Origin of the sequence: Paenibacillus sp. GYB003, assembly GCF_036577625.1 — a bacterium.
Classification (GTDB): domain Bacteria; phylum Bacillota; class Bacilli; order Paenibacillales; family NBRC-103111; genus Paenibacillus_AB.
The window spans coordinates 19,630-44,443 of the sequence record NZ_JARBDC010000070.1 but is presented as its reverse complement, the minus strand read 5'-3'; the positions used below and the strand labels follow the sequence as shown (position 1 = coordinate 44,443).

19 protein-coding genes and 1 other annotated feature are annotated in these 24,814 nt (G+C 60.1%); of the genes, 14 read left to right on the top strand and 5 right to left on the bottom strand.

What is annotated here, in order from left to right:
• The first annotated feature begins 14 nt into the window (after positions 1-14).
• The 6 genes from PV407_RS23225 (at position 15) to PV407_RS23200 (ending at position 10,195) form a co-directional block, all read left to right on the top strand.
• Positions 15-2,594: a DNA internalization-related competence protein ComEC/Rec2 gene (locus tag PV407_RS23225; protein ID WP_332092387.1), complete on the top strand. Its 2,580-nt coding sequence runs from the start codon at positions 15-17 to the stop codon at positions 2,592-2,594.
• Between the two features lie 164 nt (positions 2,595-2,758).
• Positions 2,759-4,216 (top strand): RCC1 domain-containing protein, encoded by a 1,458-nt coding sequence (locus tag PV407_RS23220; RefSeq protein WP_332092386.1) that lies wholly within the window; start codon positions 2,759-2,761, stop codon positions 4,214-4,216.
• Between the two features lie 1,390 nt (positions 4,217-5,606).
• Positions 5,607-6,095 (top strand): NUDIX domain-containing protein, encoded by a 489-nt coding sequence (locus PV407_RS23215; RefSeq protein WP_332092385.1) that lies wholly within the window; start codon positions 5,607-5,609, stop codon positions 6,093-6,095.
• An 88-nt stretch (positions 6,096-6,183) separates the two neighbouring features.
• The gene (locus PV407_RS23210) at positions 6,184-6,834 is read left to right on the top strand and encodes an SOS response-associated peptidase family protein (RefSeq protein WP_332092384.1); all 651 of its coding nucleotides are present in this window, start codon (positions 6,184-6,186) and stop codon (positions 6,832-6,834) included.
• A 514-nt stretch (positions 6,835-7,348) separates the two neighbouring features.
• Positions 7,349-7,600 (top strand) — a binding site (T-box leader).
• Positions 7,585-8,940, top strand: coding sequence for a tyrosine--tRNA ligase (gene tyrS, locus PV407_RS23205; protein WP_332092383.1), 1,356 nt, complete (start codon positions 7,585-7,587; stop codon positions 8,938-8,940). Its footprint overlaps the feature before it by 16 nt.
• A 172-nt stretch (positions 8,941-9,112) precedes the next feature.
• A complete protein-coding gene (locus PV407_RS23200) occupies positions 9,113-10,195 on the top strand; it encodes a VanZ family protein (protein WP_332092382.1) in 1,083 nt (360 codons plus the stop codon).
• 86 nt (positions 10,196-10,281) lie between these two features.
• Here PV407_RS23200 and PV407_RS23195 read toward each other — a convergent pair whose 3' ends face one another.
• The 3 genes from PV407_RS23195 to PV407_RS23185 form a co-directional block, all read right to left on the bottom strand.
• Entirely contained in the window at positions 10,282-10,881 is a 600-nt protein-coding gene (locus PV407_RS23195; RefSeq protein WP_332092381.1) for a DUF3105 domain-containing protein, read from the bottom strand.
• Between the two features lie 93 nt (positions 10,882-10,974).
• A complete protein-coding gene (locus PV407_RS23190) occupies positions 10,975-11,832 on the bottom strand; it encodes a M56 family metallopeptidase (protein ID WP_332092380.1) in 858 nt (285 codons plus the stop codon).
• Positions 11,829-12,248 (bottom strand): BlaI/MecI/CopY family transcriptional regulator, encoded by a 420-nt coding sequence (locus PV407_RS23185; RefSeq protein ID WP_332092379.1) that lies wholly within the window; start codon positions 12,246-12,248, stop codon positions 11,829-11,831. The genes PV407_RS23190 and PV407_RS23185 overlap by 4 nt, the downstream gene beginning before the upstream one ends.
• A gap of 244 nt (positions 12,249-12,492) precedes the next feature.
• Here PV407_RS23185 and PV407_RS23180 point away from each other — a divergent pair, with 244 nt between their 5' ends.
• The 3 genes from PV407_RS23180 to holA all read left to right on the top strand — a co-directional run bounded on the left by PV407_RS23180 (position 12,493) and on the right by holA (position 15,726).
• The gene (locus PV407_RS23180) at positions 12,493-13,041 is read left to right on the top strand and encodes an RNA polymerase sigma factor (protein ID WP_332092378.1); all 549 of its coding nucleotides are present in this window, start codon (positions 12,493-12,495) and stop codon (positions 13,039-13,041) included.
• Entirely contained in the window at positions 13,038-14,369 is a 1,332-nt protein-coding gene (locus tag PV407_RS23175; protein ID WP_332092377.1) for an anti-sigma factor family protein, read from the top strand. The genes PV407_RS23180 and PV407_RS23175 overlap by 4 nt, the downstream gene beginning before the upstream one ends.
• 343 nt (positions 14,370-14,712) lie before the next feature.
• A complete protein-coding gene (gene holA, locus PV407_RS23170) occupies positions 14,713-15,726 on the top strand; it encodes a DNA polymerase III subunit delta (RefSeq protein ID WP_332092376.1) in 1,014 nt (337 codons plus the stop codon).
• Between the two features lie 66 nt (positions 15,727-15,792).
• Here holA and rpsT read toward each other — a convergent pair whose 3' ends face one another.
• Positions 15,793-16,065, bottom strand: a complete 273-nt coding sequence (gene rpsT, locus PV407_RS23165) for a 30S ribosomal protein S20 (protein ID WP_332092375.1) — start codon at positions 16,063-16,065, stop codon at positions 15,793-15,795.
• Between the two features lie 205 nt (positions 16,066-16,270).
• Between rpsT and gpr the strand changes: the two genes are divergently transcribed.
• Positions 16,271-17,275 carry a GPR endopeptidase gene (gene gpr, locus PV407_RS23160; protein WP_332092374.1) on the top strand — a complete coding sequence of 335 codons (1,005 nt, stop codon included), beginning with the start codon at positions 16,271-16,273 and terminating at the stop codon, positions 17,273-17,275.
• Between the two features lie 15 nt (positions 17,276-17,290).
• Here the strand turns inward: gpr and PV407_RS23155 are convergent, their stop codons facing one another.
• A complete protein-coding gene (locus PV407_RS23155) occupies positions 17,291-18,118 on the bottom strand; it encodes an AraC family transcriptional regulator (protein ID WP_332092373.1) in 828 nt (275 codons plus the stop codon).
• Positions 18,119-18,291: 173 nt separating this feature from the next.
• Here PV407_RS23155 and PV407_RS23150 point away from each other — a divergent pair, with 173 nt between their 5' ends.
• From PV407_RS23150 to PV407_RS23135, 4 genes are all read left to right on the top strand, one after another.
• Positions 18,292-19,578: a Gfo/Idh/MocA family oxidoreductase gene (locus tag PV407_RS23150; protein WP_332092372.1), complete on the top strand. Its 1,287-nt coding sequence runs from the start codon at positions 18,292-18,294 to the stop codon at positions 19,576-19,578.
• 126 nt (positions 19,579-19,704) lie between these two features.
• Positions 19,705-20,697, top strand: coding sequence for a LacI family DNA-binding transcriptional regulator (locus PV407_RS23145; RefSeq protein WP_332092371.1), 993 nt, complete (start codon positions 19,705-19,707; stop codon positions 20,695-20,697).
• Positions 20,698-21,052: 355 nt separating this feature from the next.
• Positions 21,053-22,894 carry a hypothetical protein gene (locus PV407_RS23140; RefSeq protein WP_332092370.1) on the top strand — a complete coding sequence of 614 codons (1,842 nt, stop codon included), beginning with the start codon at positions 21,053-21,055 and terminating at the stop codon, positions 22,892-22,894.
• 27 nt (positions 22,895-22,921) lie between these two features.
• The gene (locus PV407_RS23135; RefSeq protein ID WP_332092369.1) at positions 22,922-24,814 is read left to right on the top strand and encodes a right-handed parallel beta-helix repeat-containing protein; all 1,893 of its coding nucleotides are present in this window, start codon (positions 22,922-22,924) and stop codon (positions 24,812-24,814) included.

Here is a 24,814-nt window from a genome sequence, read left to right as displayed (position 1 = left end):
GGGTGCTTTTTGTTTTGATTAACCATGTCATGAACCGGCCGCTCGCGGCCCATGCGGTCGCCTGGGTTGTCGGGACCGCCGTCGGCGGCGCTCTTCCGCCCGGCCTGCTGTCGTGGAAAGCGGCGATCGTTGCGGTCGCGCTGGCCGTCATGCTGGCGCTGCTCGCGATTCCGGGTCGCCAGGCGGTCGGCCTGCTGCTCGTCGCGGCGGCGGCAGCGGCGTATTACCAAAGCTGCGACGCCCGCAACAAGCCGACGATCGTGCCGCCGGAAGCCGCAGCGGAGGCGCCGGCAAACGCCGAGCGGGAAGCGGCGGTGATCGGAACGATCGTAAGCCGCGTCGAGGTGGACGGCGATAGAGTGTCGTTTACGATCCGCGCGCGCTCGGTCGGGTTCGCGGAAGCCGGGGAAACGGCGCAAACGACCGATAAAATGCAAGTCTCGATCCGGCTGCTGAAGCCCGAGGAAAAGGAGCGGGCTCTCGCGCTGGGACGCGGCGACGTCGTCGAGATCGCCGGCGCGCTGAAGCGGCCCGACCCTCCGCGAAACTTCGGCGCGTTCGATTACGGCTTGTACTTGTACCGCAAACATATTCATTGGCTGTTTTCCGCCAAAGGGCTGGACGGCATGCGAACGGGCGCGGAGGCGGGAGCGGCGTTGGCCGCGGCGGCGCCGCGGGACCGCTTCGCATCGCTGCCGGATCCCGTCCGCCTGCTGCGCTGGAACGACGATTTGCGCGATCGGCTCGGAAGCGTGTTCGATCGGTTGTTTGCGGGAGACGGACCGGACTCCGGCTATTTGAAAAGCTTGGTGCTCGGCCTTACCGACGATATGGACCCGGAGCTGTACCAGCAGTTTTCGCAGCTCGGCTTGACGCACATTTTGGCGATATCGGGGCTGCATGTCGCCATTTTCGTGGCCGGCTGCATCTGGCTGCTGCGCGTGTTCGGCCTGACCCGCGAACGCCAATTGACGATCACGCTGCTGCTCGTGCCGATGTACGTCGCCTTGACCGGCGGTTCGCCGTCCGCCGTGCGCGCCGGCATTATGGCGATGATCGGCCTGTACGCGGCAAGGCGTCTCGTCTGGAAAGACGCGCCGAATATCATCGGGCTGGCCGCCGTGCTGATGCTGCTGTGGGAGCCGTACTATTTGTACGACGTCAGCTTCCAGCTTTCGTTTCTCGTCACCGCCTTTTTGATCGTCGGGGTGCCGCGCTTTTCGCGTTTGCTGCCGATTCGCTCCCGGCACGTCAATTCGCTGCTGTCCGTTACGGTCGTCGCCCAGCTCGCCTCGTTTCCGATTACGGTATATTACTTTAACGGCATTTCGCTGCTGTCCGCGTTCGCGAACTTGATCCTGGTTCCGTTTATCAGCTCCGTCGTGCTGCCGCTCGCCACGTTCGCATTGATGGCGGGCTTGGCTTCGACGCATGCCGGCGCGCTGATCGGCTGGATCGTCGCGAAGCTGAACGCGGCGACGTTTTGGCTGGTCGACACGGCCGCTGCGCACGACCCGCTGCGCCTCGTCTGGCCGAAGCCCGCCTTATGGTGGATTGCCGTCTACTACGCGCTGCTCGGAGCGGTTTACGCCGGAACGATCCGCCGGAAGGAAGAAGGGAAGCCGGCCGTCGCGTACGTGTCCGCAGCCGCGCTTATGGCGCTGCTCTGGTTCGGCTACGCCCCGGATATGTTCGACCGGAACGGAAAAGTGAGCGTCATCGATGTCGGGCAAGGGGATTCCATATTGATCCGGACGCCGCAAAGCCGCCATGTGCTCGTCGACGGGGGAGGGACGATGACGTTCCGGAAGCCGGGGGAGGAATGGAAAGAACGGAGCGATCCGTACGAGGTCGGAAAAAAGCTGCTCGTTCCGCTGCTCAAGCAGCGGGGCGTCCATCGGCTGGACCTGCTCGTCGTCAGCCATCAAGACCATGATCATATCGGCGGGCTGCAAGCGGTCGTCGAGCAAATTCCGGTACGCGCGATCGTCATGAACGGAACGTGGAAAGGCAGCGATTCGTCGCGCAAGCTGTTCGAAACGGCGATGAAGCGGGGAACGGCGATCGTCAGCGTGCCGCCCGGCGAAACGATCGAGGCCGACCGCCATACGAGGCTGACCGTCTTGTCGGCCGGGGGGGACAAGACGGCGCGCGTCGCCGAGGAGCAAAACAACGAATCGGTCGTCGTGCTGATGCAAATGCGGAGTACGCGCTTTTTGTTCACGGGAGATATGCGGGCGGAGGACGAAAAAAGCTTGCTTGCCTCCTGGAGCGTCGGAGCGACGCAGGGGACGGGACCGAGCGGCGCTCCCGCCGAAGCGGACCGGTCGCCGCCGCCGCGTTACGCGCCGATCGACGTTCTGAAGGTGGCCCATCACGGCAGCAAGACGTCGACGAGCGACGAATGGCTGGCGTATTGGCGTCCGAAGGCGGCCGTCGTCTCCGTGGGGTTGAAAAACAGCTACGGCCACCCGAACCCGGGCGTCGTCGAACGGCTCGAACGGTCGGGCAGCGACATTTACCGTACGGACCGCGACGGCGAAGTCGTGTTTACGGTTACGAAAAACGGGCTGGAAATCGATACGAAGTTATAGACGATTCCGGTTATTTTGCGATAAACCCGGGTTCTCGCTCATCGTGCCGCCAAAGCATGCGACAAAAGGTTTCAATAAATGATTATATTTTTTCAAAATAGTGGAACTTTTTGGCATCGATGGCAGTCTAATAAGTAAACGACTAAGAGGAGTGAGCAAGCACGATGTGGAAGCGCAAAGCGGGGTTGATCGCGTTCGCCGCGCTGCTTGCCGGCTCGCCGTCCGTTCATGCGGCGGAAAGCAAGCCGGTCAACGCGGAACCGAAAATAACGGCAGGGTACCAGTATTCGATTCAGGTCGAGGAGGACGGCACGGTTTGGTCGTTCGGGAAACAGCTCGGGTCCATGTTCGCATCGCAAGTAGGGCGGCAATCGGGCGGCGTGCTGGATCATGTCGTACAGGCCGGCGGCGGATATGCCCATGCCGCCGCCGTCGACGACGAGGGCCGCGTATGGGCGTGGGGCGAGAACGATAAAGGCCAGCTCGGGCAAGGGGACATCGAGCCTTACGCCGCGGCGGTTCAAGTTCCGTTCGAAGGCGGCACGAGGATCGAAGCGGTCGCCGTCGGCTATGACCATACTCTCGCCTTGTCCGAGAAAGGAAACGTGTGGGCATGGGGCGGCAACCGGTACGGGCAGCTGGGCGACGGCACCGAGACGGACCGCAGCAAGCCGGTCCGGGTGATGGACGGATTGAGACCGATGCGCGACGCGGTTGCCGTTGCCGCCGGCTTCGGCTATTCGCTCGCCTTGAATGAAGACGGGGAAGTTTGGACTTGGGGCAGCCAAGGGAAGGCCGACGGCGATGTCCGGCAGGTGATGCTGAACAAAGGCGGCAGGCTCATACCGTTGAACGATATCGTAGCGATATCGGCCGGTTACGACCATTCCATCGCCTTGGACCGGTCCGGCAAGCTGTACGTCTGGGGAGTGAACCGGGACGGCCAGCTCGGTCTGGGCAGCGGGACGCTTTACAGCCTTGACGCGGTCGAATTGACCGGGCTGCCGGCGATGAAGGCGATAGCCGCCGGGGAGCGGTCGAGCGCGGCGGTCGACGAGACCGGCAACCTGTGGGTATGGGGAGTCGGCGTTGCCGGGCCGAGCAAGAACGCTTCGGGCGAGACCGTCCGCTTCGAGCCGGAACGAATAACGGACGGCGGGCATTTTGCGACGGTGTCGGTCGGACGCGATCACGGCGTGGCGACGGACGATGAAGAGCGGATCTGGGTATGGGGGAGAAACGACAACGGTCAGCTCGGTCATGGCTACAGAAGCTTCGCGACAAGTAAACCGGTCGTGAAAAACGAGCTTCAACGCGAATATGCTTCCGCTTCGTTTTCGACGGTCGCCGTGGAAGAAACGTTTGTCCGGGACAACCAATACGTCGTAAAGCTGAATTTGCAGCTGAAGGACGCCGCCGGAAAAATGCTGTACGGCAAATGGCCTACGGCGGAATGGAAAATGAACGGACGCGAGCCGACCGTCGCGGCGTTCGCGTTGGCAAAGGAGGGCGGCTACCGGGCCGAGATCGGCATCCCGTATCCGTACTATATAATTCCTCAAAAAATCGAAGTGCGGGTGGACGGAACGACGATCGCCGAGCTGACGATCGAGAAACATTGATGGCAAATATAGGCTGTCCTAAAAGGGGCACAAAGACCGGAACGAGCCGGACCAGCTCGTCCGGTCTTTCTTTTGGGATTGAAGAATTCTTTACGGGTTCTTATTTGACGATCTCGTGGTATTCGGATGACTGAAAATGTTGACTTATCGATGCTGCGGACGAAGGGACGGGATTGCTGTCTCCTTCTAGTATTGTAACGGGGAGGACGGTAAAGGATGCAGCGAGCAGCGCCTTTTGTTCCACGTCCGACCGATCCGAATCCTACCGGGCCGCTGGAACAGAACGAACGGGAAAACCTCCCGTTAACTCGCTCTCCTAGTGGCGTCGTTTTAAAATAGCGGGAGAAGCTCCCGATAAAATGTCGCGGAATCGGCGAAAAGCGCGGTATGGACGAATGTAGCGGGATGTTTTCCCGTTGTTTTGCCCGGAAACGGGAATCTTTCGAAAATAACGGGAGCATTTCCATCTCGTCTCGCTCCGCTGCCGTTTCGGCGTGCAAAAAGGTTCGGTTTGCGCAGAAAAGACCGTCCTGTCCCGACCTTCGCTAAAGCGCCGAAGCCGGGAGCGGGTTTCCTGCTGCCGGCGGCGGGAAACGGCGATATCGGCTCGGTTGAACTGCGCCGGCGTCGTCAGGAGTTGGAGCGGGGGGCAAGCATGGGGCGAGTATGGGGCGAGTATGGGGCGGCGGCGGGTCGGGCCCCCAGTTCCAAGTGTGTAACGGACATGGCGGCCGCTAATGAGCCTCATTTCGGCTTATTTTGTGTCTAACGGACACGGGCGCAGCTATTTGGCGAAAAACCCCCTTTTGGACGACGGTTCGGAGCAAATAAGCGCAGTGGTGTCCGTTACGACTGGAAAACGGCCGATTTTCGCGAAATAAGGGCCGTGGCGTCCGTTACGTTCCGGAAGCCGAAGGCTTTGGCACATCCTCGATATACGTCGATAGCCGGTTTTCTTACCGACAACGAATAGCGGACTCATTTTCCGCCAACAAATGGGAAGTTGCATGAATATTACCAAGAAGTGGTACCTTTGTTCCGCTATCGGCACCCGCATCGTTAAGTTTTCCTTGACTTCCGACGAAATCTATCTGCGGAACTGACGTCAATAACGGAAAATTCGTACCGCTATGCTATAGAAGCGCGTTACCTTCCAGGATAAATCCTCCGGCGAGTTCGTTTGTGAAGAGTCGGTGTGAGCGGGGAGAGCGGCGAGAGCGGCGAGAGCGGATAGCGACGACACGGTTGCAAGCCAACACTGGGGTTGCGTTGCCTCCGATCATTGGGCCGTTGTAAGCAAGCGCGGCTGATCGTATACTATGTACTATAGGGACCTAATTAGTCCAATAGGGACGAAAAATGTCCCGAATCGCTGAAGGAGGCGTACGGTATGGGAATCGGCTGGGAACAATCGTATTTGGGACAGCTTCGCAAGCTTGTCGGGCACCGCATGTTGATCGCGCCGGGGGCGAGGGCGATCGTGCGCGATCGCGAAGGTCGCATCCTGTTCGTCAAACGCAGAGACAATGGGGCGTGGGCGATGCCGGCCGGCGGCCTCGAGCTTCACGAGTCGATCTTGGGCTGCGTCAAGCGGGAAGTGAAGGAGGAGACCGGGCTCGACGTCGTATCGGCGAAGCCGATTGCGCTTTATACGGACCCGCGCTTCGAGTATACGAACGGCTATGGGGACGAAAACAAACTGTTTTCCGTCGTCTTCTTAATCGAGGAGTGGAGCGGCGAGCTGCTGACGGAAACGGACGAAACGACGGACGCCGCGTTTTTTGCGCTGGACGCGCTTCCCGATATTCCGCCGCTGTATCGGGAAACGATCGAAGATTGGCAAACGTACGCGGCGAGCGGCGAAATCGTCGTCAAGTAACTCCGCGCCCGGAGGATAAATCTGGTTTCATAGGCGCATAGTAAAGGGGATTGAACCGTTCGACCAATTGCGAAGGAGGTTCCCGACTATGAGCTACCGATTTACGCTGCAGGCCGATGCCCGCTCGTTGATCGACCGTTTCGACGTGACCCAGCTGCTCGCTTACGTCGAAAGCGATCGCGAATATGCCCCGACCGAAGCCGTATTCGCCATCAGCGGCAAAGAGAATGAACGGATTTTGGACGAATACCGGTGGGGACTGCTTCCGTATTGGGCCAAAAACGCGGTGCAGGCGGACAGCCGTTCGGTGCTGAACAACAAATCGTTCGACTATTTGCTGAAACGGCAGCGATGCGTCGTTCCGTGCAGCGCGTACTACCGGCTTGAGCCGGCGCGGAGGCGAAACCGCGAGCCGCAGCCGATTATGCTGCACAGCGGCGACCGTCCGCTCGCAATGGCCGGCGTGTACGATGTGCGCATTAGCCCGAACGGGGAGGAGCTGCGCGCATGCACGATATTGTCCGTCCATTCGGCGGCGCCCGGCTTCGAGGAGGAAGTGCCGATGCTGCTCGCGGACCGGCAGATCGACGCGTGGCTGTCGGCCGATTTTTTGTCCAAACGCGAAATATGCGATTTGGTTGAGACGATTGCGGACGCCCAGCCGAGGACGCTCGTTCGTCCGGGAGCGGTTCCCGCCCCGGCGGACGGGGAAGGCGGATGGCAGCCGTCCCCTGCTTGACGGCCGGGTAAGTTCAGCGGCCCGAAGCGTTCGGGGTCAATGCCGCATTGAATGCAGCGCTGTCGGTCCTGGCGCCAAACGTAACGGGCATGGCGGCGCTATTGGCGTCAAATCCGCACTTTTGAAATTGTAACGGACATAGGCGCACTATTCGGTGAACATGCAGGCCATTGGGGGCATTTTGTCGCGAATAAGCGCTGTGCGACCGTTACGTTTCCAAAACGGCATATTTTTGACAGATAGAGGCCGTGATGTCCGTTAGCCCTTCTCCGACGTTCCGGCAGGGAGGGGCTCTTGCTGCCCTGCGACCGGGAGAACCGCGAAAGAACGCTTCGCTGGCGCCAATGCACCCTTCAAGCCGATCCACGCCGCCCGAGCGACATTGGCAGTATCCTTCTACAGCGGATCGGGCTGCACTTATGTAACGTCAATGGGGCCGAATTGACAACGGCCGCCCGAAAATGGTATATAAAGATCATGCGCTTCCGCAAGGAAGCAAGCTTTACAGCTGCAATATGCTGCAATGAAGGGAATCAGTAGCGGTAACGCTGAAGCAGCCCCAGAGAGCCGGCGGTCGGTGCGAGCCGGTGCGCAAGCGTACGCGAATTACGTCCCCGAGCATCCTGCGCCGAACCCGCCCGCGATATCGCCGCGTGCGGAAGACTGGGACGGACCGTCGGCCGTTATCCGATGCGAGCGGAAAATGTCTCGATTGCGCAACGAGACGTTTTCAACTAGGGTGGTACCGCGATGACTCGTCCCTGGCTGCAGCCGGGACGGGTCTTTTTGTTTTTCAACCGAACCGACAAGGAGCGATGCAAGTTGACGGAAACGCGCGTGACGCAAAACGAATTGCTGGACGATCTCGAATACCGCGGCCTCATTTATCAGGTGACCGACCGCGAAGGGCTGGCGGACAAGCTGAACAACGGGCGCGTCGTGCTGTACTGCGGCTTCGACCCGACGGCGGACAGCCTCCATATCGGCAGCCTGCTGCCCATCTTATGCTTGCGCCGGTTCCAGCTTGCCGGCCACCGTTCGATCGCGCTGGTCGGCGGAGGCACGGGCCTGATCGGCGATCCGAGCGGACGGTCGACGGAACGGTCGCTCAACACGGCGGAAACGGTCGCCGGATGGACGGAAAGCTTGAAGCGGCAGCTGTCCCGCTTCCTCGATTTCGACAGCAAGGATAATCCGGCCCAGCTGGTAAGCAATTACGATTGGCTCGCTTCGCTCGACGCGATTTCGTTTTTGCGCGACGTGGGCAAATATTTCACCGTCAATTACATGCTCGCCAAAGACTCCGTCGATTCCCGCCTCGCGAACGGCATCTCGTACACCGAGTTCAGCTACATGATCCTGCAGGCGTACGATTTCCACAAGCTGCATCGGGATCACGGCTGCACGCTGCAGCTCGGCGGCAGCGACCAATGGGGCAACATTACGGCCGGACTCGATCTGATCGGCAAAATGGGCGGCGGCGACGCTTACGGCATCACGATGCCGCTCGTGACGAAAAGCGACGGCAAAAAGTTCGGCAAGTCCGAATCGGGCGCGATCTGGCTCGACCGGAGCAAAACGTCGGCGTACCAGTTTTACCAATTTTGGATCAATACCGACGACCAGGACGTCGTCAAATTTTTGAAATATTTCACGTTTTTATCGCGGGAGCGGATCGCCGAGCTGGAGACGGAGCTGAACGAGCGCCCGGAAAAACGCGTCGCCCAGCGCGAGCTGGCCCGCGAGGTGACGCGGATCGTGCACGGGCAGGAGGCGGTCGAGAGCGCGGAAAACATTACGCAGGCGCTGTTTTCCGGCGACGTGACCTCGCTCAGCGAGGCGGAGCTCGTCGAAGCGCTGCAGGACATGCCGACGACGGTGCTTCCGGACGAGCCGGAAACGGGCCTCATCGACCTGCTCGTGGCGGCCAAAGCGGCGCCGTCGCGCCGTCAGGCGAAGCAGGATATCGAGAGCGGGGCGGTATACGTCAACGGCGAGCGGATGAGCGGCATCGACGCCGCGATCCGCAGCGAGCAAAGGCTGCACGGCCGTTACGTCGTTTTGCGCCGAGGCAAAAAAAATTACTATTTGGTCAAGTTCGAATAAACGGCCCATAACGAAAGGAGCCGCCGGGCGCGGCTCCTTTTTTTCGTCCCCCGGACTCGCCGCATGACGGCGCCGTCACGTATCCTCGGCCGAAATGTAAGGAAAATCGATGGATAAACCGGGAAAGCCGGGGTATAATGCAGACTTAATCATTTGTTGGAGTGAGCCTCGCATGCTGCAGTCTTATTTGATTCCGATCCGCTACGCCTTTCTGACGTTCCCGATATTGGCGTTTTTGTTCACGCTGCCGTTTCTGATCGTCCAGTACCGCAAATACGGGTACGTCAACAAAATTCGCGTAGTCGTCATATACTCGCTGCTGCTGTATGTGCTGACGGCGCTGTACTTGGTCATCCTGCCGCTTCCGGCATCGCGGAACACGTGCGCTCCATGGCGCGAATCGTATATGTCCTGGGTTCCGTTCCAGTTCGTCAAAGACTTCGTGCGCGAAACGGGACTGCAGCCCGGCGTGCCGTCGACGTACGTGCGCCTGTTTACGGAGCGGGCGTTTTTGCAGGCGGCGTTCAACGTGCTGCTGCTCGTCCCGCTCGGCGTTTACCTGCGTTACTATTTCCGCTTCGGCTTCGGCAAGGCGGTCGCGGCCGCGTTCGGGCTGTCGCTGTTTTTTGAAATTACGCAGGTGACCGGGCTGTACGGCATTTACAAGTGCCCGTACCGGCTGTTCGACGTCGACGATCTGATGCTGAACACGTTCGGAGGAGCGCTCGGATATATGGCCGCGCCCCTCGTCATGAAGCTGCTGCCGCGCCCCGACCGGCTCGACGAGAACGTCGATCTGAAAAGCGAACGAGTCGGGCTGACGAGACGGTTCATCGCCCTCCAGCTCGATGCGATCGTGCTGTTTCCGGCTGCATTGCTGTTCATGCGCAGTCCGGACATCGTGCTGTACGCGGTCGTCTGCTTTCTGTATTTCGTTATGCTGCCGCTGGCGACGAACGGCCGGACGCTCGGCAAATATATCGTGCGAATCCGCGTCATCGGGGGCGGGGAGCGCATCCGCTTCAAGGAGCTGCTCGTGCGCTACGGCGCGCTGTACGGGCTCGTCGGAGGCGCGCACGCGATCTTTTTGCTGGGCGCGGTGCAGCGATTGCCTCCGGCTCTGCTCGGCGTCAGCTTCATCGCCGTCGCCGCGGTTGATACCGTCTTCGCCATCCACGTGGCGATCCGTCTGTTCCGCAAAAACAACGAGCTGTTTTACGAGCGGTGGAGCGGGACGAAGCACGAAATTTTTTGAGCTTTCGGACGGGCGCAAACGAAAAGACGTCTTCCGTCCCCGCATCGTGCGGCGGCCGGAAGGCGTCTTTGCTTTTTTCCGTACGGTCAGCCGCGCGGATGGTGGTCGATGCCTTTGTAAGCCTGAATAAAGTCGACGATCCGTTTTTCGTCGAACGCATCGAGCCGGTCGATGCGCCCCCATGCGGTCAGCGTGATCGGGTTCGGCATATCCGGATACGGGTTGACGAGCACGTATTTCGGATACCGTTTCACGATCGTCTCCAGCTTGTCGATCGTTTCCGCATCCGTTTGCCCGTTATAGTACAAGACGACGCCGGCATCCTCGAGATTGTGCACGAGCAGCTCCTTCGGCAGCGGTTCCTTATGGACGCCCCAAGTCGCGATATACGGCAAATGCTGGCCGCTGGTCGGCGGATCGGTGTTGTACGGCTTGTGCGGCGAATCGGCGGTCGCGATATGCGATTGGTCGGCCATGATTTCGACCTTCTCGCCGGGCTTCGGGGGACGATTCGCGATCAGGACGACGATGGCGGCAACGAGCAGAACGGCTCCCGCGCTCCAGGCGATTCGCTTCCGCTTGCCGCGTTTGCGCGCCTCCTCGGCTTTTTGCGCGGCGGAGCTTCGTTTGGCCGCCGATTTGCTCGGGGACGGGCCCGATTTCGGGTTCGGTTTCGGTTGGCTCAATTCGCGGTTCATCCCTTCATACGTAATGCACTACGCAGCGTAGTGTGACACGCTAAAAAAATTCCGCCATCCCGGCGGATCGGCCATACAAGCTTACGCCTGCAGCGTACAAATAAACGCAACCGTAAGCGCGGCGGCAATGGCGGCGGAACCGATCGCCGGACGCGCCGGCAGCTTCGGCGGCGTTACGTTAAGCGGATCGACGAGCCGCATAATCCGGTAATTGATCGACGTTTCCGCGAAGGAAGCGTGCAAAAACGGTTTGTCCGTTCGTCCCGCGCAGCGGGCCAGCTTAAGCAGCGCGCCGGCCACGGGCTCGAAGCCGCCCGAGCGTGACACCGCGTATTCGTCGGCCAGCAGCTCCCGGGCGATGCGGAACTGGCCGCTCGTCCATTTCAGGATCGGCAAATACCAGACGACGGAAGCGCATAGGCCGAGCACGAACGAGCGGAGCGGGTCGCGCGACGCTTGGTGATGCCGTTCGTGATGAAGGACGGCGCCCAGCTCTTCGTCCGAGAGCAGCTCGATCAACCCGCTCGAGACGACGATATGCGGCCGGTACAGCCCCATCGTGAAGGCGAGCGGCGCGGAATGGGCGATGACGGCGAGGGCGGTCGTCCCGGGCAAACCGAACTTTCGCAGCAGCTCCTCCGTCTTCTTAGTATCCGCGCGCCGCAAAAACGCGGTTCGCGCCTTGCGCGTATGATACAGCTGGCGCGCCGTTTGCCATAGCCCGGTAACGATCGTGGCGACGACGAGGGCGTCCAGCGCGTATGCGAGAACCGGCATGCCGATCGACATGAGCAGGCCGCTGCACGCTTCGAACACGTTGAAGCCGAAGCTGCCGCCGAGAACGATTTGCAGCGCGTACGTGCCCATCTGCGTAAAAATGAAAACGGCGAGCAGCAGCGACGACCGGTACAGCCGTTCGGAGCGGGTATGCCAGTTCATGACGACGCGTCCTTTTTCATCGATTCGATTTTTTGCTTCAGCTTGTTCAGCAGCAGCGGGTCGGCTTCCTCCAGCACGTCCAGCATATGATGGACGGCGAGCGAGCCGAGCTCGTCGACCAGCTCCAGCGTCAGCTCCTTCGACCGGGTGACGAGAAATTGCTCTTTCGTTTGAGCGGGGCTGTACAGCGTAACGCGCCCTTCGGTCCGTTTGCGCAGCAAGCCTTTGTCCGCCAGCCGGTTCATGACGGTCATAACGGTGTTGAAGGCGACGTTTTTGCCCGCGGCCAGCCGGCTCTGCACGTCCCGGATCGATATGTCCGGCTCCGACCAGACGATATCCATAATTTTCGCTTCAAGCGGTCCGAAAAACCGGTTCAATCCTTTTTCGTTCGCTTTAAAAGGGCGAATGTCCATCGCTACACCTCACACTACTTATTGTAGTGCGGGCGGTCGGGCACGTCAAGCGAGGCGGCGGAGGCTGTCCGACAGCTTTCGTTTCGCCGGATGGTTAGTTTAGGCATCGCGACCGAGGCGGTATACCGTGCCCGCATTTTCTGTTATTCTAGTAACGGAAAGCTGATGACCGATATTTTTCAAGCTTGATGCAACATTTTCCGGGCGACGCCCGTTTAAAAGGTTGCAAGAGAGGGGGATCCTTGTGGTAGAGCAGCAATTGATCAAGGCTGCCCAATCGGGCGATCGCGACGCTCTAATAACCCTATTGCGAGAAATCGAAACACATGTGTATCGTACGGCCTACTACATTCTCGGGAATGAGCAGGACGCCAAAGACGCCGCTCAAGAAGCGTTAATCCGCATATATACGAAAATCAATTCTTATGAAGAAAAAGCGCAATTCAAAACGTGGGTACAGCGCATCGTGACGAACATCTGCATCGACAAGTTCCGCCGTACGAAAGCGACGGTATCGATCGAGGAGCACAATATGGTGTTCACGTCGGCGGGCTCCGTCGAAGACGAGCTGATGTCCGCGTACGTGGCGAAAGATATTCAGGAGGCGATCGAGCTTCTGCCCGAGCATCACCGGGCTGTCGTAGTGCTCCGGTATTTGCAGGATTTCTCGTACAACGAAATCGCCGACTCCCTCGATCTGCCTCTCAACACGGTGAAGTCGTATTTATTCCGGGCGAGGCAGCAATTGCAGTCTTTACTCCGAGATTATCAGAAAGGCGGTGTGCGGGGATGAATTGTGACGAGGTGATGGAACTGATGCAGCGGCATCTGGATCGAGATTTGAACGACGCGGAGCATGAAGCGATGCTGACGCATTTGCAGCGGTGTCCGGATTGCATGGAAATGTTCGCCAAATTGCAGCAGTTGTCCCAAGAGCTCGCCAGCCTGCCGAAAGTCGCTCCGCCGTTCAGTTTGGTCGATTCGATATTGCCCCAGCTTGCGGAAATAGACCGGGCGAACGGACGCGGCGACGTTTCGCCGGTGCCGGCGACGGCCGGCGCGGCCGATTCGGCGGTCGTTCCGCTGACGACGGAGCGTCCGGGCCGGTTCCGGGCGGCCTGGTCGCTGGCGGCGACCGGTGGCATCGTGGCCGCGGGACTGCTGCTCGCCCTTTTCATTAACGATATGGACGGCACGAAGGTGGCCGACGATACCCGGATGCTTATGGATTCGGGCAGCCGGAACAAATCGTCCGCTACGTACGAGTCGGCGAGCTCGAGCCGGGCTTCGTCCGGCCAAACGGCGGCCGACGCGAAGCCGGAAGCGCCGGCGGCTTCCGCCGGAGGCGGCGAGCCGAAGGAACGGGGGCCGGCCGTCGCGCAAAGCGGCGTCGAGTCCGGGAAGACGGTCAAGTCGGGGCAGGCGGAGTCTGCGCCTGCGCCCAACAGCCTGCGCAATCAGCAGGGGACCGCAGGCGGCGCGCCGGCAGGCGGAACCGCGCCGAACGGCGCCGGCGCCGCGAGCGACAAGGCGCCTTCGACCGGCGGCGATACGCCGGCACGGACGGATGCGGGCGGTTCCGTCCCGACCGAAGGGAAGCAGGAATCGATTTCGGGCGGAGGCGGCATGGCCGATGCGAACAAGTCGGCGTTCGAAAGCGGATCGCCCGGTTCGGCCGGTTCGGCCGGTTCGGCGGAAGACAAAACGAAAATGGGCATATCCGCCGCGGAGGGGGCGGAGTCGGCTTCGCCTTCCGCGTCCGGAAGCGGCGGCCCCGGGCAGCGGTTCGGCATCGCCGGACCGGCGGACGAGGCGAAAGGAACGGGCGGCGCTCCGGAGATGTCCGGCCTGATGACGCTGCCGCCTCCGATACTCGTCTCGGAGGACGGCGTTCTGGTCGCGACCGTCGATTCGGAGAACCGCAAAATCGTCGTCACGACGAACGACGACAAGAAGACGCAAATGTTCGTTTCCGGCTCCTGGGGGGCGGAGGACAGCGCGAAGCTGCTCCGCTGGCGGGGCAGCAAGCAGCTGACGTATTCGGTCACGACGAAGGACGGAAAAACGAAAACGATCGCGATCGATATCGCCAAAAGCACGGAGACGGTCCAACAGCCGTAAGCGCAGCGCGCTTGCGGCTTTTTCTTTCGCGCGGCGGCGCCGGCGTTTTTTTTCGCAATAAACGCGTTTCAGGCTTGTCGCCGGCGCACACGTTGCGGCGATTCGCATATCGTATAGTAACAAGACGGTTCACGTAGTCGAAGACCTGCCATGTATGACCGTTCGGTGTCGGGCGCCTGGGAGCCCTGGGCCGGATGTTTATATAGATGTGCTGGGACAAAGGGATGATGCCGAAGTTCCGGATCGTTTTTTCGCGAGAAAAGGCGATCTCGGCGCTTTGACGTCATCCCTTTGTTTTTGTTATCCTTAAGCGTAGAATGATGAAGCGGCAAGGGGGAGACCGATGGATTACAAAACGGCGGCGCGCGAACTCGGCAAAGGGAACGCTTCGCCCGTCTATATCGCGTACGGCTCGGAATCGTTTCTGCTGCGCGAGTTTCTCGATTTCGCCGAGCAGAAGCTGGTCGGGCCGGAGTATCGGGACTTTGCCGTCAGCAAGTACGACCTGGCGGAAACGAGCCTCGACGTCGTGCTCGAGGATGCGCAAACGCCGCCCTTTATGGCGCCGAAGAAGCTCGTGATCGCGGGCAACGCCGTCTTTTTCACCGGAGCGAAGGACAGCGGCAAAGCGCAGCATCAGCCGGAGAAGCTGCTCGACTATATGAAAGCGCCGCCCGATTTTTCCGTCATCGTCTTTACGGTCGACGCGGAAAAGCTGGACGAACGCAAAAAAATCGTCAAAGCGTTGAAAGACGTCGCGATCCCGTTCGCGCCGCTCCATGCGGACGGACTGCTGCAATGGGTCGTCCGGCTGGCGGAGCGCAAATCGTTTACGTTCGCGGAAGGGGCGGCCGATCAGCTGATTTTGTATGCGGGGGGCTCGCTGCAGACACTGGCGGCGGAAATCGAGAAGCTGTCGCTGTATGTCGGAACCGGCGGCGTCGCCGACGGCGCGATCGTGGACAAGCTGGTGACGCGCAGCACGGAGCAGAACGTGTTCATTTTGATCGACGACATCGTCCGCCTGCGTCTGAACCGCGCGTTTTCGATTTTGTACGATTTGCTGAAGCAGCGCGAGGAGCCGGTGAAGCTCGTCCTGCTGATCGCCCGGCAGTTCCGCATCGTGCTGCAGGTGAAGGAGCTGTCCAAGCAGGGGCTGTCGCACCAGCAGATGGCTTCGCAGCTCGGCCTGCATCCGTACGCGGTCAAAATCGCCGCCGAGCAGGGCCACAAGTTCGCGCCGGAGAAGCTGGAGCGCATCATCGACCAGCTGGCCGAGCTCGATTATAAGATGAAGACGGGCAAAATCGACAAGGTGGTCGGGCTCGAGATGTTTTTGCTCGGGCTGGCGGCATAAGAAGCGGGGCGCGGAGCGCAAAAAAATAAAAGTCCTTGCACCGACGGTGAGCAAGGACTTTTTCGCTTAGCCTTGAGCGTTAAGCGCGTTGAGTTGTTTCGCCAAGCGGGATTTTTTGCGGGCTGCCGCGTTTTTGTGGATCAAACCTTTCGAAACGGCTTTGTCCAGCTTTTTGGAAGCGTTGATAAGCGCTTGCTTGGCCGTTTCTACGTTTTGCGAAGCGGCTGCGGTTTCGAACGTTTTGACTGCCGTACGCAGTGCCGATCTTTGCGAAGCGTTTTGAAGGCGACGCTTGTCGTTAGTCTTCACGCGCTTGATGGCGGATTTAATGTTAGGCACGATCGTTCACCTCCTTACAAACAAAAACGTGCTTTCGACGATGCCAAGACAACCGATCGTAAGACTGCCATGTTTGTCGACAACTTTATACATTTTACCATGGGCAGTCCCAAATTGCAACGATTCCGCGAAAAGGGTTCCGTATAATCGTTCCGGCTTTCTCACAAACTAACAAGCAGTCGACAACCGGAAGGAGCGATTTGACATGGATCTCGATTTAAGCCGATATTCCGTACGGACCGACCTGGCGCTGGAAGCGAAGGAGATGGCGTCGGGCCGGCTCGGGGACGCGATACCGGGCGTACATACGGAAACGTCGGAAGACGACGGGGACATGACGATCACGAAGATGACGATCGAAACCGACGAAGGCGCGCAGGCGGTCGGAAAGCTGCGCGGCCATTACGTGACGATCGAAGTTCCGCGCCTGCGCGAGAAAGATTCGGATTTGCAGGACAAGGTGGCGACCCGCTTCGCCCAGGAATTCGCCGATTTTTTGCTGCGGATCGGTATCGGCAAAGACGCGAAGGTGCTCATCATCGGGCTCGGCAACAATAACGTGACGCCGGACGCCCTCGGACCGCTCGTCGTCGACAACGTCATGGTGACGCGCCATTATTTCGAGCTGATGCCCGAACAGGTCAGCCCCGGCTACCGCCAGGTGAGCGCCGTCGCTCCCGGCGTGCTCGGCACGACCGGGATCGAGACGAGCGAAATCGTCCAGGGCATCGTGGAAAAATCGCGCCCCGACCTCGTCATCGCCATCGATGCGCTCGCCTCGCGGGCGCTGGAGCGGGTCAACACGACGATCCAGATCGCCGATACGGGCATTCACCCCGGCTCGGGAGTCGGCAACAAGCGGAAAGGGCTGACCGTCGACTTTTTGGGCGTTCCGGTCATCGCGATCGGCGTGCCGACCGTCGTCTATGCGTCGACGATCGTGAACAGCACGATGGACATGATGCTGAACCATTTCAAAAACCAGACGAGCAATACGAGCCAAATATTCGGCATGCTCGAAAGCATGGACGAAAACGAGCGGCTGCAGCTCGTCCGCGAAGTGCTCGAGCCGGTCGGCCATAATTTGCTCGTGACGCCGAAAGATATCGACCAATTCATCGAGGATACGGCCAACATTATCGCCAGCGGCTTGAATGCGGCGCTGCACGAGGCGATCGACCAAAACAACGTCGCCGCCTACACCCACTGAACGGCGGCTTGTCCGCTACGTTTCCGCCCGCTTGACCGACCTCCGGTAATCAAGCGGGTTCGTTTTCGTCAATTTTTTGAAAACGCGGCCGAAATGCCCGATATTTTCATAGCCGACCGCCTCCGCGATCCGCGTCACCTTCCATCCCGTCTCCTTGAGCAGCCGCTGCGCCTCCCGCACCCGCACCGTATTGACGTATTCCACGAACGTAAAGCCGGTTACCCGCTTGAACATGCGGCTTAAATGAAACGGGCTCACATAGTGGGCTTTGGCGACCGATTCGAGCGAAAGCGGCGTTTCGTACGTGTCGTTGATGAACTCGACGATTTCGGAAATTTTTTTGTGCGCCGGACTTTCATGCTCGTGCGCGGCCGGCTCCCGCTCCTGGCGGTCCAGCTTCCGCGCGCACCACAGCAGCAGCGAGACGAGCTTCGCCTGCAGCGAAGCGACATGGCCCGGAGGCTGCTCCTGATCCTCCTGCAGCATTTCGAACAAAAGCCGTTCGATCCATTCGCGCTCCGGCAAATTCAGCCGCAGTCTTCTCGTTTTGCGCCGGAACGGCTCGTACAGAAGCGGCTCGTCGAAACGGTCGAGAAACCGCTCGTTGAAATTGATCAAAATGCGTTCGTGATTCGGCACGCCGGCATCGCTCGTTTTGTGCAGCTCGTTTTTATCGATGAATACGAGATCGCCTTTGGCGATTTTGTACGTATGGTCCTTGATGAAGTAATGGCGCTCCCCGGACAGCAAATAGTACACTTCGTACGGCTCGTGGAAATGGTTGGACGGCATCGAGTGATGGCCGGAAATTTTGCTGATATGGATGTAAAACGGTTCCTTCACGGCTGACGACCTCCCCCCACTGAATTGTACTACAGACCCCGGCATCGCGTAACGCCGGCGACCGCAAAATATGCGCAAAAAAGGCGGAAAAGCGCAAACAAATCGGAGAAATCGCAAAATTTTTGCTATACAATGAGGGCGTACGCATCTTTTACCAAAAGGAGTGGCCTCAAGTGACACGAAAGAAGTACGCCCTGGTCGGGACGGGCGGCAGAGCCGAGTTTTTTTACGGCGCGCTGGCCAAAAGCTTCCGCGACACATGCGAGCTCGTCGCCTTTTGCGACATAAACCGGACCCGGCTCGAATACGCGAATCGGCTGCTGAAGGATAAATACGCGCATCCGGAAGTCGCGCTGTACGGCAGTCATGAATTCGACGAGATGGTCCGGAAGGAGGCGCCGGACGTCGTCATCGTCACGTCGATGGACCGGACGCATCATACGTACATCGTCCGCGCCATGGAGCTCGGCTGCGACGTCGTGACCGAGAAGCCGATGACGATCGACGCGGAGAAATGCCAGCTGATCCTCGATACGGTCAAAAAAACCGGACGCGATCTGCGCGTGGCGTTCAACTACCGGTACGCGCCGCACAATACGAAAATTCGCGAGCTCATTATGGACGGCGCGATCGGGGACATTTTCTCCGTCCATTTCGAATGGCTGCTCAATACGGTGCACGGAGCCGACTATTTCCGCCGCTGGCACCGCGACAAGCGCAACAGCGGAGGGCTGCTCGTCCATAAATCGACGCATCATTTCGACCTCGTCAACTTTTGGCTCGGCACGACCCCGGATACCGTTTACGCGATGGGCGGGCTCATGTTCTACGGCCGGGAAAACGCGGAACGGCGCGGCGTCACGAGCTTCTACCAGCGCGCCTACGGCAGCGAGGCGGCGAAAAACGATCCGTTCGCGATCCATCTCGAGAAAAACGCCCACCTGAAGTCGCTTTATTTGGACGCGGAAAAAGACGACGGCTACCAGCGCGATCAAAGCGTGTTCGGCGACGGCATCAGCATCGAGGACACGCTCGGCGTCATGGTGCGCTACAAAAACAAGGCGATCATGACGTATTCGCTGAACGCCTACTTGCCGTGGGAAGGCTACAACGTCGTCTTTAACGGAAGCAAAGGACGCATCGAGATGAAGGTCGTCGAGCGCGCTTACGTCAATTCCGGCGGCAAGAAGGAAGACGAAGGCGCCTTGTCGTATAAAAAGCTGACGGTGCAGCCGATGTTCGACAAAGCGTACGAGGTGGAAATCGAGGAACGCGCGGGGGGACACGGAGGCGGCGACCCGATCCTGCTGAACGACCTGTTCGGCGAGCGGACGGAAGACCGGTTCCGCCGGGCGGCGTCCCATGTCGACGGAGCGGTTTCGATTTTGACCGGCGTGGCGGGCAATCTGTCGATGCAAACCGGCGGCGCGGTGCGGATCGACGATTTGGTCAAATTTTAACCGGCGGGCGTCGCGAGACGCCCGCGGGACGGGCCGATTTCGGCTCTTAACATTTGCGAACACGTGTAATATAATGAGGGACGAAGAGCGATATTTTTTACGACCGGAAAGGAAGAGCCCGTCCCGATGAAAGTAACGATCAAAGATATAGCGAGAGAAGCAGGCGTGAGCCATCCGACGGTCTCGAAAGCGTTGAACGGCGCGCCCGGCGTCAGCGAGGACATCCGCAAAAAAATCGTCGCCATCGCCGCGCGGATGAACTACGTGCCGAATTTGGCGGCCAAAAGGCTGGTCGATCGCAAGACGAATTCGATCGGGCTCATCTGGCCGAAAATCGAAGGGCTGTTTTTTTACCATCTCGGCATGCAAATTCAGAAGGAAGCGGCGTCCCGCGGGCTCGACGTCATTTTGTCGCTGGCCGAGCCCCCGGAGGCGCTTCGCATTTTCAACGAGCATTTCGTCGACGGGATCGTATTCTGGTGCGCGCCGGACTGGCGGCCGAACGCCCAATTCGTCAAGCGCCGCGAGCTGTTTCACGGCAGCATGCTGCTGATGGGCGGCGGCAGGATGGAGCGGACGCACTATGTCGGCATCGACCGCAAATCCGGCGTGTACGAAGCGGTCCGGTATTTGGCCGGGCAAGGGCACCGCAGGCTGACGTTCGTCGGCAACCGTTCCGACAAGCTGACCGGCTTTACGCAAGGGCTGCTGGAATTGCGTCTCGACTACCACGACCATTATTACGTGCAGATCGATCCGGGCGATTCGGTGACGGACGACAAGCTGCTGCCGCTGCTCGAAGCGGGCGGAGAAGGGCCCACCGCGTTCGTCGTCGACAGCCAGACGTATGCGTTCGAGCTGCTGAAGCTGTTTCGCAAACGGAAAATAAAAATCCCGGAGCGCTATTCGCTCGTCGTTTACGACGACATCCCCGAGATGGAGCGGATGGAGGTGCCGCTGACGACGGTCGGTCCGTCGATCCCGAGGCTCGCCGCGACGGCGCTCGACATTTTGACCGGCCGGGACGGCAGAGGCGAAAGCCGATGGGCCGAAGTCGAAATCGGCTGCGAGATGCATATCCGGAAATCGGTCGGCAAAGTCGCCTCCGGCCCGGAATAAAAAGCTTTCCGGCGGAGCGTTCCGGGCGATGCGCCGCCGACCGCTTTCGCGGCAAAAAAAGCTTGACCCTCTGCGAACACGTGTAATATGATGGGGTTAAAAGCTGACGGTCTGCAGCACGGGTTGCACGATTTATTCGCCGGTGTCGGTACGTGCGGATGGAACACGTGTAACAAAAATTTCTCTGAAAAGGCTCAAATACATAAACGAAATCGTGTTATGAGTTCGAATCGCCGGGCTTATCCGGTGTCGCCTTGTTCCAGCAACGCGCACGGCTTACGCCGGCGCTTTGCCTATACAGCTTTTGTTCAGACCCGCATGTTTTCAATCGATTCCACACGGAGGGATTTGAAAAATGACGGATTCGCGGAAGCTCGGCATCGGAGAGGAACGGACGGACGGCATGGAAAGAACGAAGCGCGAAGATGGCTCGGACGGCGCGGGGAGCGCGGCGCCCGGCGAAGCGGGGCCGGCCTTGACGCGGCGCAAGCTGCTGGCCGCGCTCGGGGCGACGGGCTTTACGGTCGCAGCGGGCGGAACGTTCATGCAGCTTGCCGCAGGCAGCGCGGAGGCGGCGGCCGGTCCGCGCGTCGCTTCCAGCGTTTACGGAGGAGGAACGACGCCGCTGGGGGGCGCGGACCCCGGTTGGGCGAACGTCCTCGACCACGGGGCCGTCGGAGACGGAACGGCCGACGACACGGCGGCGTTCCAAGCGGCGGCGGCGACGGGAAGACCGGTGCTCGTGCCTCCTCCTCCGTCCTATTACAGGCTGTCCGGCCCCGTCTCGTTAACGAACTCGATTTTCGGCGTCGGCATGCCGGAAATACGCATGGACGGGCCGAACGGGCAATTGGCGAAGCGGATGTTTCTGATCGTCGGGTATGCCGGCGGCGGTCTCGAGCTGTCCGGTCTTTATTTGAACGGCGGCTACTCCTCGGGCACGGCGGGGGAATGGTCTCATCTGGTCTACGTTTCGCATTCCAAAAACGTCTGCGTGCACAACAACTGGCTGCATGCCCCGTACGGGGACTGCGTCTACATCGGCTCGGACTATGTCGCGCCGTGCGAAAACGTGCAAGTGCGCGAAAACGTGCTGAGCAACCCGCGGCGTTGCGCGGTCGCGGTCGTATCCGGCCGCAACGTGCGGATCGCCGCCAACGCGATCAGCGACCCGTTCCCGTACGTGTCGGCGATCGACCTGGAGCCGAACGGGTCGTCGACGGGCTCCGATCTCGTCGAAGACGTCTGGATCGAGGGCAACGAGTTTTACAGCGAAATTTATTTCGTCAATTCGTACAATCCGAACGCCGCGTACCCGAACCGCCGCATTACGATCGCCGGCAACAAAGGGAAGTCGAGCTATTTGTTCCGCTGCAGCACGACGACGGGCGCCTCCGAACACGTGACGATCCGCGGCAACGAATTTTACGGCGCCGGCCGGATGATTACAAGCTCGAATGTCGTGAAAGGGTTGGAAATCAGCGGAAATCGCGATTATTCGACCGGCCCGGCCGGCTGGAACGTCGCGAACGCCGTCGCGCCGGTCATCGCGGACAATGTGTTCGACGCCGCAAGAACCGTCGCCGTCACGTTCCAAAGCTGCCAAGCGGTCCGTTTTTGCGGCAACCGGATCCAAAATACGACGTCGTCGGACGGAGCGGTCCGCTTCGCCGGCTCGACCGCGACGAGCCGACATCTCATAGCCGGCAACCAGATGACGAACGTAACCGGCGGCGGCTATTATTTCGGAAACGTCGTAACCGATTCGCTGTTCGACGGCAATGTGACCGAATGCGGAGTCAAAGGCATTTTGATCGACGCGACGGCCGCCGGCTCGGATTTGCGCATTACGGAGAGCAATGTGTTTGCCGGCGCCGGAGTTCCGGTAATCGGAGGCGCTTATTTGAGCAAATGGGGGACGCCGGAAATCCAGACGAAAGGGGCGGCGGTCGGATGGGCGACGGCCGTGCCGACGTCCGGAGCGTGGAAGCGCGGAACCGTCCTATGGAACGCGCAGCCGTCGTCGCTGTCGCCCGTCGGCTGGGTATGCACGGCGGACGGCACGCCGGGAACGTGGGCGACGATCGGGACGGCGGGAGGGTTGACGGCGACGGAGCTGTCGATCGCGTCGCCGAATGGAACCGTTTACAAAGTCGGAGTGACCGATGCGGGATCGTTGACGATCTCGCCCGCATGAATCGGAACAATCGAGGAGGAACAAACGATGGAAACGATCAGCAGACGAAAATTGCTCGCATCGCTCGGAGCGGCGGGCGCGGCCCTTGCGGCCGGCGGCATGTTGAACGCGGGTGCCGGTACGGCCGCGCAAGCCGGCGTGACGGGAAGCGTTTATGGCAGCGCCGGCCAAGCTAACGGCAGGTTCCATTGGAAAGACCTGGAGAGCGTCGAATTTTGCGTCAAAACGACGCTGGCCGAGCTGCGGAACGGAGCGGACGCCCGTCCGGACGACGCCTATTATGTCGTCGACCCGGGCAAGCAGGGCTTGTTCCTGTACGATCCGGCGGATACGGCTTCGGCGGACGATACGGGAACCGTCGTCGTCACCGCCGGCGGCAAACGGTTCAAGCGCGTCGTCGGCGACACGGTGGTCGCCACCTGGTTCGGGGCGGCGGGCGACGGCGCGACCGCAGAAACGGCGGCGCTGCAAAACGCGCTGAACGCCGCGGCCGGAAAGCGGCTGTTCATCCCGAAGCAAACCGGCGCCTATTATTTGACCGGGCAGCTGTTCGTCCCGAGCGACATCGTCGTCGAGTTCGAGCCGGGAACGGTCGTGCAAGCGGTCGATACGCTCAACCGCAACGCTCCGTACGAACGGCTCATTCGCATCAAAAACGCGAAAAACGTTCGGATCGTCGGCAACGGCGCCGTATTGAAAATGAACAAGGCCGCCTATGCGTCCGGCGAGCAGGCGCACATCTTCGACATCAGCGGATCGGAAAACGTGACGATCGAACGGATCAGCGCGAACGACAGCGGCGGCGACGGCTTTTACGTAGGCAACTACGAGGCGGCGCAGCCGTATTGCAAAAACATAACGCTCCGCGATTGCACGGCGAACAATAACCGCCGGCAAGGGCTGTCGATCATTTCGGTCGACGGATTTCTCGCGGACCGATGCCGGTTTACGAATACGACCGGCACGGCGCCGAAAAGCGGCGTCGACATCGAGCCGAACAACAATACGGGCGCGGACGTTTTGAAACGCATCCGCTTTGTCGGCTGCGTCGCGGACGGCAACGTGGGCCGCGGCTTCCTCGTTTCGCTGCATCGCATGACGGCGGCGAACGAACGGGTCGACATTACGTTCGAAAACTGCCGGACGCGCGGCAACTCGTTCGGCTCCTCCGTCAATTACGGCGGCGACGGCGCAAGGGCGGTCAAGGGCGAAGTGAAATTTATAGACTGCGTCGCCGAATACGAGCAGTACGCCGGTTATTCGGTGTTGTCCAATTCGTCGGAAAGCGTTCGGACGACTTTCGTCCGCTGCAAGGCGATCAATTGCAACACGGTTAATGCGCCCGAAGATCCGTACGGGTACGGGGCTTCGTTCATCGTAACGACCGTTCCGCAGCAGGCGAGAACGACGATCGGCAACGTCCGGTTTACCGGCTGCGAATCGATAGACGATCGAAGCGTCCCGCTCGTCGTTCGCGGCTTCGCGATCAAGCGCAACGCCAAAGAAACGATCAAAAACGTCGTATTCGACGGCTGCGCCGTACTGGGCGGCGCCCAAAGCTTGTACGCTATCGATCCGGCCGCGGAGGATATTCACTCGTCCGGCGTTCCGGCGCCCTCCGTCGCGATCGCGTCGTCCGGTCCGGTGAGCGTCGGCCATATCGGACATACGATTACGAATGCGGGCGCTTCCGGCGCGATCGAGCTGACGCTGCCGGCGGCCAAAAAGGGGTATGCGTTCACGTTTTTTGTCGAAGCGCCGCATGCGCTTGCCGTCGTTCCGCAGCCGGGAGCCGCGATTATGAAGCCGGCAGGGTCGGGTCCGGTCGTGGCGTCGGCGAATCCGGGCGACTCGATCCGGCTTGCGGGCCGGGCGGACGGCAAATGGGAAATTAGCGGCGCGGTCGGAACTTGGTTTTGA

Bases quoted from the DNA above. Each gene is read 5' to 3' on its own strand.
- PV407_RS23210 (WP_332092384.1), top strand. From the start codon at position 6,184: ATGAGCTACCGATTTACGCTGCAGGCCGATGCCCGCTCGTTGATCGAC.
- PV407_RS23145 (WP_332092371.1), top strand. From the start codon at position 19,705: ATGAAAGTAACGATCAAAGATATAGCGAGAGAAGCAGGCGTGAGCCAT.
- gpr (WP_332092374.1), top strand. From the start codon at position 16,271: ATGGATCTCGATTTAAGCCGATATTCCGTACGGACCGACCTGGCGCTG.
- PV407_RS23190 (WP_332092380.1), bottom strand. From the start codon at position 11,832: ATGAACTGGCATACCCGCTCCGAACGGCTGTACCGGTCGTCGCTGCTG.
- PV407_RS23185 (WP_332092379.1), bottom strand. From the start codon at position 12,248: ATGGACATTCGCCCTTTTAAAGCGAACGAAAAAGGATTGAACCGGTTT.
- PV407_RS23215 (WP_332092385.1), top strand. From the start codon at position 5,607: ATGGGAATCGGCTGGGAACAATCGTATTTGGGACAGCTTCGCAAGCTT.
- tyrS (WP_332092383.1), top strand. From the start codon at position 7,585: ATGACTCGTCCCTGGCTGCAGCCGGGACGGGTCTTTTTGTTTTTCAAC.
- PV407_RS23200 (WP_332092382.1), top strand. From the start codon at position 9,113: ATGCTGCAGTCTTATTTGATTCCGATCCGCTACGCCTTTCTGACGTTC.
- PV407_RS23175 (WP_332092377.1), top strand. From the start codon at position 13,038: ATGAATTGTGACGAGGTGATGGAACTGATGCAGCGGCATCTGGATCGA.
- PV407_RS23135 (WP_332092369.1), top strand. From the start codon at position 22,922: ATGGAAACGATCAGCAGACGAAAATTGCTCGCATCGCTCGGAGCGGCG.
- PV407_RS23220 (WP_332092386.1), top strand. From the start codon at position 2,759: ATGTGGAAGCGCAAAGCGGGGTTGATCGCGTTCGCCGCGCTGCTTGCC.
- PV407_RS23140 (WP_332092370.1), top strand. From the start codon at position 21,053: ATGACGGATTCGCGGAAGCTCGGCATCGGAGAGGAACGGACGGACGGC.
- holA (WP_332092376.1), top strand. From the start codon at position 14,713: ATGGATTACAAAACGGCGGCGCGCGAACTCGGCAAAGGGAACGCTTCG.